This is a genomic window from Cellvibrio sp. ATLC23 (genome assembly GCF_057196725.1).
The window spans coordinates 296,043-307,322 of sequence record NZ_JBXUOS010000006.1 but is presented as its reverse complement, the minus strand read 5'-3'; the positions used below and the strand labels follow the sequence as shown (position 1 = coordinate 307,322).

Genomic DNA, 11,280 nt, shown 5'->3' with positions numbered 1-11,280 from the left:
ACTTGCCTAAATCGATACCGAGTAAGGTGATGTTGGACATGAGATGGCTCCTCTTGAAGATTACCTCCCAAGTTTAGACTTCGGAGGGAGGGGAACCATCTCATTAAACCCAGCGCAAGGCTGGGTTTGTGTTCTAGTCAAATGCTGGTTTGGTTAGAAGCGAATCGTACCCTGTACCGCGACGCTGGCGGGGCGTTCGTAAAAAGCGTAATAGCCAGAACTTGTATCGGCGGTAAGGGTTGTAGCCACCGGCAAACCATTTGCATAAGTCACAACAGACTCATCCGTCAGGTTTTTCCCAATTAGCGCCAGCTCCCATTTGTCATCATTTCCGCTCAGTGCGATACGCGCATTGATTTTGGTGTAGGACGGTTGTTCAAATTTGGGGTCTAGCGATGGTGTGGTTAAATATTCGGAGCTGTAAATCACATCGAGCGTATTGACCAGTTTCAAGCCGTTGCTGAAGTTGATGGTGTAATCGACGCCGACATTGCCTTGTATTTCCGGCGTGAACTCGCGGCGCTGACCGGTTGCGTCACAGATTTTATCGCCGATCGGTTCAATATTATCCACTTGGCCGAAATAGCATTGTGAATTTTTAAAGTCGGTGTATTCAAAATCAATAAACGCAACCCCGCCGCGCACTAGCACATCGTCAGTGAGTGCCCAGCGTCCATCTACTTCCAAGCCTTGTACTGTTGCTTCACCGGCATTGGTAACGTTGAAGCTTACGCCGCCATCGAACTGGCTGGTTTGCATATTGGTGAACTCTGAGCGGAATAGCGCAACATTAAGTTCAGCTGCTCCTCCAGCTAATACAAACTTCCCGCCAATTTCGTAGTTAGTAACTTCTTCATCTTCAAACTCAAAAGTCCCTTCAATGGGTTTGATAGTGACTGTGGCGGGGGTGGTGGATGTGTCGGTGGTAATATTAAATGCGTTATTAACGGTTGGATCAGGATGCGCGTTCGCACGAACATCAAAGCCACCTGACTTAAAGCCTGTTGTGTAGCTGGCATAAATCATATCAGTACCGTTCAGGTCATGCTGAAAGGTGATTTGCGGGGTCAAGCTCGACTCGTCTCTATCTCCTTTAATAGGATCGTAGGGTTCAACCTTGAAAACTCCCCATAGCCGGTTATAGGCATCATTGGGGGTTCCCAAAGGCAATTGAGTTCCCGAGGGGGTGACGTGAAATTGCTGACGACTGGCTTCTTTTGTTTCTTGAGTGTAGCGAGCCCCTAAAATAAACCGTGATAGGTCTGTGATATTCCAGGTTGCCTGTACAAAGGCTGCATATAAATCGGAGTCTTGCTCAAAGTCTCTTTCAGTGGATGCTCCTCCCAGCGCTGGCGAAACTGCCGCAGCAATAAAGCTGTCTTTAGGAACCCCAATCACATCATGAAACTTCAGATTGCTGCCTTGGAAGAAAACGCCACCCAGATAGCTAAACGTTCCATCCTCTGGCGACGCAATACGAAGCTCCTGACTGACTTGACGATAATCTTCATTCGAAAGAATGTTAAATCCTGGTGCACCGGTGAAGTCGCAGTCACATAATTCTTCATAGGTGTAGGCGTTATAACCAGTAACAGAAGTGAGCGTGTGCTCGCCGAGTTCTCGTTCGATAGTCAAGGTCACATTTTCGGTATCGTTATAGCTGTAATCACCATTAGATTGCCGCTTCCAATCGTGAGTGGTATCCAGTTGATATCGATCTGATTGCGGTGTTTTGTATTGTTGAGGGGTTAATGCTGCAAGCACATTTTGGTATGAAACAGGAGGAATTACATTGCCCTTTTTGTCGTAAACAGGGTTTGGGTTGTAAACGGCGTTTACTGCTTCGATATTGCGGCCATCACTATCAAACGAGCCGTCTTCCAGCTTGAGGGTGATATCCCAAAGATCAGTTGGTTGCCATTGCAAGGTGGCGCGAATCACGCGATTTTTATCGCCAGACTCATCGCGATTTAAGGAGGTGTTTTCCATAAACCCATCGATGCTGCTTTGCATAATTGCCAAGCGCCCGCCGACGGTGTCGGAGATGGGGCCAGACAGTATCAAGCGCACATCTTGCTCGCCGTGTTCTGGCTCGTAGAGTGCGCTGAGCTTCCCTTCCAGTTCATTGCCTGGTTTTGCTGTAGTAATGCTCACTGCACCAGCGGTCGAGTTTTTACCAAACAGAATGCTTTGTGGGCCGCGCAGAACTTCGACTCGCTCGATATCAAGGAAAGGTGCGCGCGATAATTGCGCGCGGCCATAGTGAATGCCATCGATAAATTGCGCAGCCGATTGCTCAAAGCCTTGGTTTACACCAGAGCTAATGCCGCGGATGGCGATATTGGTGCCTATACCGGTTTGAGTCATATTGAAACTGGGAATGTAATCCGCCATGGTTTCAATATTGGTGATACCTGCCGACTCAAGCTTTTCTCCTGACAGAGCATTAACTGACAAGGGTACATCGCGCAGACTTTGGGGTCGTTTTTGCGCGGTTACCATTACTTCTTCCAAAGCAGGGCCGGCATCTTGAGCGATTGCGGGAGCAGCGAGGGATAAGGCTATGGCTGCTGCAAGAAGATTGTGTTTATGCACTTTCACGGAGAGTCTCCTGAGCTTTTATTGTAAAGATTGGGCGGGTGGAAGTCTGATTGCCTGCAGGGAGCAATAAATACTTGTTAATTAATAGCTTAAAGTGGCAAAAATACCAGTTAATCGTCAGCTTTGCTCTCAGGTGGTAATAAGCTTGCCACTTTTGGTGACGAAGTTCGCAAAGAAAGTGGCTTTTGCTCAAAGTTCAAGCTTGCACTTGCGGGTTCTGGCGAGTAATGTGCCGCCTCGGAGTCGGCCCGACAGTCGCTCCAGTGTTAACTAAAAAACTCTCTTGAGTGTTGCTTGGTGCATTGGGGAGGAAAGTCCGGGCTCCATAGGGCAGAGTGCCAGGTAACGCCTGGGAGGCGCGAGCCTACGGAAAGTGCAGCAGAGAGTAGACCGCCTAAGTACTCGCAAGAGTAACGGTAAGGGTGAAAGGGTGCGGTAAGAGCGCACCGCGCGACTGGCAACAGTTCGTGGCATGGTAAACCCCACTCGGAGCAAGACCAAATAGGCCTCCATTGGTGCGGCCCGTATCGGAGGCGGGTAGGTTGCTTGAGGCTAGTGGTGACACTAGTCCCAGATGAATGACTGTCCACGACAGAACCCGGCTTACAGGCTGACTCCGCTTTTCTCTGCAGTTTGTGGTTTGTTTTGATGTTTTCAGATCTGTTTAGATCTAATCCTTCTATAAATTCCCTTTTATCACTGCTAAATAGTTTCAAACTTAATGTATTACATTAGGTTTGATCTCTATCGTTTTGTTTTTGTTATTTAAGTTGGTTTTTGTGGGTCTTCTCTTTTGTATTTTCCCTTCTTGTTTGACGAAATTTCCCGAAGTTTCCCGTGATTTTCCACTCCTTTCGGCAATTGCTTGCTTGACTTTGCACCACCCCGATTTATAGTGAGCACCGTGGGGAAAAGTGGGTATTAGTGGTTTTTTGTGGGCTTTTGTGAAAAATAATCCCGTCAAGTGGTGAAAAGTGGCTACAGGCAGTTATTCCATCAGCATGGACCCCAAGGGTCGCATGGCGATACCGGCGCGCATTCGCGATTCGCTGCTGTCGTCTGGCGCCGGGAGTTTGTGGGTGACTGCGCATATGTACGAGCGCTGCTTGTTGGTTTACTCCGAACCCGAATGGGAGCCGGTACTCGCCAAGATTCAAGCTTTACCTTCTGGTAATGAGCAAGTCCGCAAGATTCAGCGCCGCTTTATGGGGCAGGCAGTGAATCTGGAGATGGATGCGAATGGCCGGATTTTGGTTCCCCCCACCCTGCGCGACTTTGCGCATCTGGATAAAAAACTGATGTTGGTCTGTTTGGGCAATAAGTTTGAACTGTGGAATGAAGACAGTTGGAACGCGCTCATGGATCAAAGCATCGATGGCGATATGCCAGCCGAATTACAAAATCTTTCTTTCTAGGTATCTACGTGTCTGACGCACAACACATCACCGTACTTCTGAATGAGGCGGTAGAGGCACTGGTTACTGATACCTCCGGTTTTTATGTGGATGGCACTTTCGGTCGCGGTGGTCACAGCGCTTTGGTTATGCAGCAGCTATCTGCCGATGGCCGGCTGCTTGGGATCGATAAAGATCTTGCCGCAATCGCTACCGCCAATGCCCGTTTTGCCGGAGATGCGCGTTTTGCCATCGCTCACGGCTCCTTTGCGGAGTTGGCGCAATTAGTCGCCGAGCGCGGTATGACCGGCAAGGTTGCCGGTGTGTTGCTGGATTTGGGGGTGTCGTCGCCGCAATTGGATGAGGCAGAGCGCGGTTTCAGTTTTATGCACGATGGCCCGCTCGATATGCGTATGGATCAATCTCGCGGCCAGAGCGCGGCCGATTGGGTCAACAGCGCCAGCGAAGATGAGATGGTCTGGGTGTTTAAAGAGTACGGCGAGGAGCGCTTTGCCAAACGTATGGCGCGCGCGATTATCGCCGAACGCCAAAAAACGCCGTTTACCCGTACTAAACACTTGGCTGAGGTGATTAAAGAGGCAAATCCGGCGTGGGAAAAGGGCAAGCATCCGGCGACCCGCGCATTTCAGGCGATCCGCATTCAAGTGAATAGTGAGTTGACTGATCTGGATTCGGTACTGGAGCAGGCGCTGGCGGTTTTGGCTCCCGGCGGTCGGTTGGTGGTGATCAGTTTCCACTCGCTGGAGGATCGTGCAGTTAAGCGTTTTATTCGTCGTCAGGAATTAGGTGACCCGGTACCCAAAGGTCTGCCGATTCGCGATGACCAGTTGAATAAACGGATGCGCTCACTCGGTAAAGCCATCAAGGCGAGTGATGCCGAAGTAAATGCCAATGTGCGCTCGCGCAGCGCGGTGATGCGAGTGGCGGAGAAGTTGTAAATCTCGTTTTGCTTTGCGCCTTATTGCCAGTCTGTTGAACACGTTTACTCGATACATTTATAAACTCCAGAGATTCTATGAACCGCAGTCATCCATCACAACAACAAGCACCATCGCCAGCAGTCATGCTGGTGGCTGCGGTGTTGTGGTTGGCGACTGTTGCATCCGCTCTAGGTGTGGTCGCCACTACGCAGGTAGTGCGCCGCGATGTAAACAGCCTCGAAACACTGCGCCGTGAGGCTTCCCAATTACAAGTGCAGTGGGGGCAATACCTACTGGAGCAAAGTACTTGGGCGGCCTATGGGCGCGTTGAAAATGCGGCTGTATCTGAACTCAATATGATGGCGCCAACACCGGAAGAGATGGTGATGATCTCCGGCCGTCATGTGCTTGAAAATCGCGCTCAAACTGAGCCTGCGGCAGGTGGACAATGAGCCGCCGCTCTGCATTTGAGCCGCGCACCGCTCGCCCTGTAGCGCAGCCTGCGGGGAAACCTTTAAAGGTTGCGCGCTGGCGCTTTTACGGTGTGGGTGTCTTGCTGGCAGTCTTGGTGGTGCTACTGATTGCGCACGTGGCCAGCCTCCAGGTGCTCCCTAATGCCGATAAAGGTTACGAATTTCTGCAGGATCAGGGTGAGTCGCGCACCTTGCGCACCGAGATTATCCCCGCTTATCGCGGTGTGATTACCGATCGTAATGGCGACCCGCTGGCCGTAAGTACCCCTGTTTCTACCCTCTGGGCAAATCCGAAAGTATTGCTGCAAGCCCCGCATCGCTGGGGTGAATTGGCACAGGCATTAAAATTCAATAAAGCCGAGTTAGAGGCGCGCTTGGCTCGCTACGGCACCAAAGAATTTATGTACTTGCAGCGTCAAATGTCTCCCGAAGCCGCGCAAGCGGTTTTGTCGTTAGATATCCCTGGGGTTTACGAGCAAGTTGAGTATCACCGCTATTACCCGGCTGCAGATGTTGCGGCGCATCTGGTGGGCATGACCGACGTGGATGATCGCGGTCAGGAAGGTATGGAGTTGGCGTACGACGCATGGCTCACCGGTGAAAACGGCGCAAAAGAAGTCGTAAAAGATTTGCGTGGCCGCACAGTAAAAGAGTTGCGTTTGGTGAAGGCTGCGCGCCCTGGGCAAAACCTCACCTTAAGTATCGATCTGCGTTTGCAGTATCTCGCCCATCGCGAATTAAAAAAAGCAGTGGAAGATGCCGGTGCAGTAGCGGGTTCGATTGTGATTTTGGATGTGCTCACCGGAGAAGTGCTCGCCATCTCCAATTTGCCATCTTACAACCCGAATGACCGCAGCCGCGCGCGCGGTGCTGGTTTGCGTAATCGTGCGATTACCGATTTGTATGAGCCAGGCTCTACGGTAAAACCCTGGGTGATTCTCGCTGCATTAGAGAGCGGAAAATTTAAACCGGAAGATATTATCGACACCAATCCTGGCTACATCATGGTTGGCAGCAAGCGCATCCCCGATCATCGCAATTATGGTGCGATGGATTTGGCGATGGCGATTGCGAAGTCCAGTAATGTCGCCATGACCAAAATCAGCTTTGCATTGGATACCAATACCGTGCGCGATATGTATGCCCGCTTGGGTATAGGTCAGCCAATCGGTACGGGTTTTCCGGGTGAATCTGCTGGGCGTTTACCGGTATTTAAGCCGGCGCAAAAAATTGAGCGCGCCAACGTTTCTTATGGCTATGCCTTAAATAGTACGGTGCTGCAAACTGTGCAGGCTTACGGTGTTATCGCCACCGGCGGAATTAAGCGTCCTATCTCTTTATTGCGGGTTGATGCATCGCCAAATGGTGAGCGCGTTGTTGAGAAAAAATACGCCGATCAAGTAAAGGAAATGCTTAAGCGTGTGGTTTCTGCAGAAGGTACTGGCAGCAAAGCGCGCGCAATTTCCTATTCGGTAGCGGGTAAAACCGGAACCGCATTCAAAGCGATAAATGGAAGATACTCCAGTCTGCAAATCAGTTCATTTATCGGCATGGCGCCAGCAGATAATCCGCGTATTGTAGCGATGGTAGTGATCGATGAACCTAAAGGCGGCGGCATTATGGGCAACGGTGGTATTGTTGCTGCGCCTGCATTTTCTAAAGTGGCCGAAGATGCACTGCGTATGCTGCAAGTTCCGCCCGATAATATTCGCAAAGACGATGACAAAGCCTTAATTGCAGAGCCAGCACTTCCGGCAGCTCCGAAAAATACTTTACGCGCAGAGAGGTCAGAAACCTGATGGCCGCTCATTATCAATTCCGCAGTGTGGCACTTGCCGATTTATTGCCTGAGCTTAGTTTAGATAAGGCGGCAAGTATTTTGGTGCGCAATTTATGTTTGGATACGCGCTTGTTAAAACCCGGTGATGCATTTATCGCGCTGGCTGGCACGCAAGTAGATGGACGCAATTTTATTGCCAAAGCGATCGAGTTAGGCGCCGCAGCAATTTTGGTTGAGGCCGATAAAAACTGGCAAGGCCTTGATTGGCTAGGTGCCGTACCTGTTATCGCAATTGACAACTTGCCGGCGCGTGTCAGCGAAATTGCCGGTCGTTTTTTTGGTGAGCCCAGTAAAAAAATTCCATTGATTGGCATTACGGGCACCAACGGTAAAACCACTTGCAGTTTATTAGCTGGGCAAATGTTCGCTCGGCTGCAGCAAAAATCGGCGGTGGTAGGCACCATCGGTTATGGCTTGTTGGATACCAAAGTAATTGCGCCACTCGCGCAACAAATTAGTTTGTTAACCTCAACGGGTTTAACAACACCTGATCCAATTAGTTTGCAGCGTATGCTGAGTGAATTGGTTGGTGCTGGTGCGGCTAGTATTGCGATTGAAGTTTCATCGCATAGTTTGCAACAACAGCGTGTGGCTGGGTTGCATTTTTCCTGCGCTATTTTTACCAATCTCACCCAAGACCATTTGGATTATCACGGCGATTTACAGCGTTATGGCAATGCTAAAGCGATGCTATTGCAAATGCCACAATTGCAAACTGCCATTCTTAATCTCGATGACAATTGGGCGAGCAGTTTGGTAGAAAAAGCACCGGCCAGCGTCAAGATCATTACTTATTCCACTGAAAAAATTGCCGACGTTTATGCAACCAATATTGAGTTGCATGCGCAGGGTGTGCGCGCTCATTTGCATACTCCATGGGGTGAGGCCGATGTGGATTCTCCGCTGCTGGGGCACTTCAATCTGAGCAACTTGCTTGCGGTAATTGCTGCAGTTGGCGCGCAAGGTTTTTCATTGTCGCAACTTCTGCCGTTAATTGCACAACTGGAGCCTGCACCCGGGCGTATGCAGTTAGTAACGGTTGATCCCGTTGCGCAAGAAGTGCAAGTAATTGTGGATTACGCCCACACGCCGGATGCGCTCGAAAATACACTGCAAGCCATTCATCAACACAAGGCCGGGCGAGTGTGGACAGTGTTTGGTTGTGGTGGTGATCGAGATAAAAGCAAACGTCAGCAAATGGGCAAAATTGCCGAGCGTTTGAGTGATTATGTGATTGTCACTAATGACAATCCGCGCTCGGAAGATCCTGCCAGTATTGCAGCAGAAATTGTGCGCGGTATGAATCATCCAAGTGGTTGCTTGGTGATTGCCGACCGCGCTCAGGCAATTGATTTTGCCGTACAACAAGCCAAGGCGGGCGACATAGTGTTAATTGCCGGAAAGGGGCACGAGGATTATCAAATCTTCGCCACCCAAACCTTACCGTTTAGCGATAGCAAACATGCGCGCTTGTCGCTGCAGCGCCGTATCGCCAAACATGAAAATGACCATCAGTCACCAGAGGCTCACTCATGATCAAGCCTCTTACTTTAAAGTGGGTTGAAGAATTTATTGCTACACATAAACCTTCGCGTGCCGTTACTGCACAGCTAAAACAAGGTGATGTGGAGTTTACTCGCGTAAATACCGATTCGCGCACGCTAGCCGAAGGCGAATTATTTGTCGCACTGCGCGGTGAGCGTTTTGATGCGCATGATTTTATTCAAGATGCAGTGGCCAAAAAACCTTGCGCCTTAGTAGTAGAGCGTTTCTTTCCGGAGATTAAATTACCGCAATTGGTGGTGAGTGATTCGCTGTTAGCACTCGGTCAAATCGCTGCGCTGAATCGCAGTTTATTTTTGCGCCCGATTATTGGAATCACCGGTAGCAGCGGAAAAACCACGGTAAAAACTTTACTGGCTGGCATTCTTGCTGAGTGCGGTTCAACCCACGCGACCAAGGGTAATTTTAATAATCACATTGGTGTGCCGTTAACCTTGCTGCAGCTTGAGGCGCATCATGAATTTGCTGTAATCGAAATGGGCGCAAGTGGTCCGGCAGAAATTGAATATCTCTGCTCCCTCGCCAAACCTCAAATCACCATGATTAACAATGTAATGGCCGCTCATATTCAAGGTTTCGGTTCATTGCAAGGCGTCGCGCGAGCAAAAGGTGAAATCTATGCCTCGCTGCCAACAACCGGCACCGCAGTGGTCAATATTGATGATCGCTTTGCACCCGATTGGTTGGCAGCCTTAACGAATCGTAAAGTTATTCGCGTTGCTTATCAAAATCGCGACGCTGATTGTTTTGCACAGGATATTGAGCCAAGCGCAAACAGTATTGAATTTGCTATTAATTTGCAGGGCGCATCAACCCAAGTTAGCGTCAACGCGCAAGGCGAACACAATGTACGCAATGCATTGATGGCTGCAGCTTGTGCATCGGCAGTAGGGGCAACATTGCAACAAATCAAACAAGGTTTGGCGAATTTTGCTCCAGTTGCTGGGCGTATGAGTCGCCATGTCGGTATCAATAACGCACAGATCATCGATGACAGTTACAACGCTAATCCAGGTTCAGTGCGTGCCGCGATTGATGTGCTTGCGCAAAAATCACAGGGCATTTTGGTGCTGGGTGATTTGGGTGAATTGGGTACAGAGGCGCCGCAGTTGCACACTGAATTGGGTGAATACGCTCGCGCAAAAAAAATCGCACACTTATTCACTGTCGGTAAGCTGAGTGAAAATGCTAGCCGTGGTTTTGGTGAGGGCGCGCAACATTTTGTCGATCAAGCCAGTTTGGTTGAGCATTTGAAAAAAATTGCAAATAAGGACACCACTTTGCTTATAAAAGGTTCGCGCAGTGCCGCTATGGATTTAGTTGTGCGCCAGCTCTGTGACTCAGTGGAGGGTGCACACTAATGCTGTACTGGCTATCAGAATACTTACAAGAATATCTGCGCAGCTTTGCAGTGTTTCAATATCTCACCGTGCGCGCCATTTTGGGTGTGCTTACCGCATTAGGTATTTCGTTGTTAATGGGCCCTTGGTTCATTCGCCGTTTAACGGAATTGCGTATTGGTCAATCGGTGCGCAATGACGGACCGCAATCGCATTTGAGTAAATCGGGCACACCTACCATGGGTGGTGCATTGATTTTAGCGGCCATTTTTATCAGTACTTTGTTGTGGGCTGATTTAACCAATCGCTATGTGTGGGTGGTGTTAATTGTCACCGCAATTTTTGGCGCAGTAGGTTGGGTGGACGATTATCGTAAAGTGGCAAAACGCGATTCGCGCGGATTGCCTGCGCGCTGGAAATATTTTTGGCAATCTATCGCCGGTTTTGGCGCTGCGATATTTTTGTATTACACCGCGCAAAGCCCAGTAGAGACTCAGTTGTTTATTCCTTTCTTTAAAAATTTCGCGCTTGATCTCGGGATTTTTTACATCGTCTTTACCTATTTTGTAATTGTGGGCACCAGTAACGCGGTGAACTTAACCGATGGTTTGGATGGTTTGGCGATTATGCCGAGCGTAATGGTTGCTGGTGCTTTGGCATTAATTGCTTACCTCACTGGTCACTCACAGTTCGCGCAATATTTGCAGATTGCCTACATTCCCGGAGCCGGTGAGCTGGCGGTTTTTTGTTGTGCATTAGTCGGTGCCGGTTTGGGTTTTTTGTGGTTCAACACTTATCCCGCACAAGTGTTTATGGGTGATGTAGGTGCGCTGGCATTAGGTGGAGCTTTAGGTGTAATCGCCGTGATTGTTCGTCATGAAATTGTACTGTTCATTATGGGCGGTATTTTTGTGTTAGAAACTGTATCGGTCATTTTGCAAGTTGCGTCATTCAAATTAACCGGGCGTCGCATTTTTCGCATGGCGCCAATTCACCATCACTTTGAATTAAAAGGCTGGCCGGAGCCGCGCGTCATTGTGCGCTTCTGGATTATCACCTTGGTATTGGTATTGATTGGTCTGGCGACATTAAAACTGCGCTAGATCTAAATTAACTATTTTTTATAAC

At 49.4% G+C, this 11,280-nt stretch carries 8 protein-coding genes and 1 other RNA gene; 8 read left to right on the top strand and 1 reads right to left on the bottom strand.

All coding sequences use genetic code 11. From position 1 onward, the window contains the following. Positions 1–153: 153 nt before the first annotated feature. Positions 154–2,601 (bottom strand): TonB-dependent receptor, encoded by a 2,448-nt coding sequence (locus AC2CG4_RS12240; protein ID WP_484486517.1) that lies wholly within the window; start codon positions 2,599–2,601, stop codon positions 154–156. A gap of 239 nt (positions 2,602–2,840) precedes the next feature. Here AC2CG4_RS12240 and rnpB point away from each other — a divergent pair. From rnpB to mraY, 8 genes are all read left to right on the top strand, one after another. Continuing rightward, positions 2,841–3,223: RNase P RNA component class A (gene rnpB / locus AC2CG4_RS12235), an RNA gene on the top strand. Positions 3,224–3,575: 352 nt separating this feature from the next. Continuing rightward, a complete protein-coding gene (gene mraZ, locus AC2CG4_RS12230; RefSeq protein ID WP_484486516.1) occupies positions 3,576–4,016 on the top strand; it encodes a division/cell wall cluster transcriptional repressor MraZ in 441 nt (146 codons plus the stop codon). Positions 4,017–4,024: 8 nt separating this feature from the next. After that, on the top strand, positions 4,025–4,954 hold the full coding sequence (gene rsmH, locus AC2CG4_RS12225; RefSeq protein WP_484486515.1) for a 16S rRNA (cytosine(1402)-N(4))-methyltransferase RsmH: 930 nt from the start codon (positions 4,025–4,027) through the stop codon (positions 4,952–4,954). A 77-nt stretch (positions 4,955–5,031) separates the two neighbouring features. After that, positions 5,032–5,388 carry a cell division protein FtsL gene (gene ftsL, locus AC2CG4_RS12220; protein WP_484486514.1) on the top strand — a complete coding sequence of 119 codons (357 nt, stop codon included), beginning with the start codon at positions 5,032–5,034 and terminating at the stop codon, positions 5,386–5,388. After that, a complete protein-coding gene (locus AC2CG4_RS12215; RefSeq protein ID WP_484486513.1) occupies positions 5,385–7,208 on the top strand; it encodes a peptidoglycan D,D-transpeptidase FtsI family protein in 1,824 nt (607 codons plus the stop codon). The genes ftsL and AC2CG4_RS12215 overlap by 4 nt, the downstream gene beginning before the upstream one ends. Then, on the top strand, positions 7,208–8,785 hold the full coding sequence (locus AC2CG4_RS12210; RefSeq protein WP_484486512.1) for a UDP-N-acetylmuramoyl-L-alanyl-D-glutamate--2,6-diaminopimelate ligase: 1,578 nt from the start codon (positions 7,208–7,210) through the stop codon (positions 8,783–8,785). Before AC2CG4_RS12215 ends, AC2CG4_RS12210 begins: the two co-directional genes overlap by 1 nt. Beyond that, positions 8,782–10,173 carry a UDP-N-acetylmuramoyl-tripeptide--D-alanyl-D-alanine ligase gene (locus tag AC2CG4_RS12205; protein ID WP_484486511.1) on the top strand — a complete coding sequence of 464 codons (1,392 nt, stop codon included), beginning with the start codon at positions 8,782–8,784 and terminating at the stop codon, positions 10,171–10,173. The genes AC2CG4_RS12210 and AC2CG4_RS12205 overlap by 4 nt, the downstream gene beginning before the upstream one ends. Continuing rightward, positions 10,173–11,255, top strand: a complete 1,083-nt coding sequence (gene mraY, locus AC2CG4_RS12200) for a phospho-N-acetylmuramoyl-pentapeptide-transferase (RefSeq protein WP_484486510.1) — start codon at positions 10,173–10,175, stop codon at positions 11,253–11,255. The genes AC2CG4_RS12205 and mraY overlap by 1 nt, the downstream gene beginning before the upstream one ends. Positions 11,256–11,280: the final 25 nt, after the last annotated feature.

Coding starts and splice junctions, on each gene's coding strand:
- AC2CG4_RS12205 (WP_484486511.1), top strand. CDS start 8,782: ATGATCAAGCCTCTTACTTTAAAGTGGGTTGAAGAATTTATTGCTACA.
- ftsL (WP_484486514.1), top strand. CDS start 5,032: ATGAACCGCAGTCATCCATCACAACAACAAGCACCATCGCCAGCAGTC.
- AC2CG4_RS12210 (WP_484486512.1), top strand. CDS start 7,208: ATGGCCGCTCATTATCAATTCCGCAGTGTGGCACTTGCCGATTTATTG.
- mraY (WP_484486510.1), top strand. CDS start 10,173: ATGCTGTACTGGCTATCAGAATACTTACAAGAATATCTGCGCAGCTTT.
- AC2CG4_RS12215 (WP_484486513.1), top strand. CDS start 5,385: ATGAGCCGCCGCTCTGCATTTGAGCCGCGCACCGCTCGCCCTGTAGCG.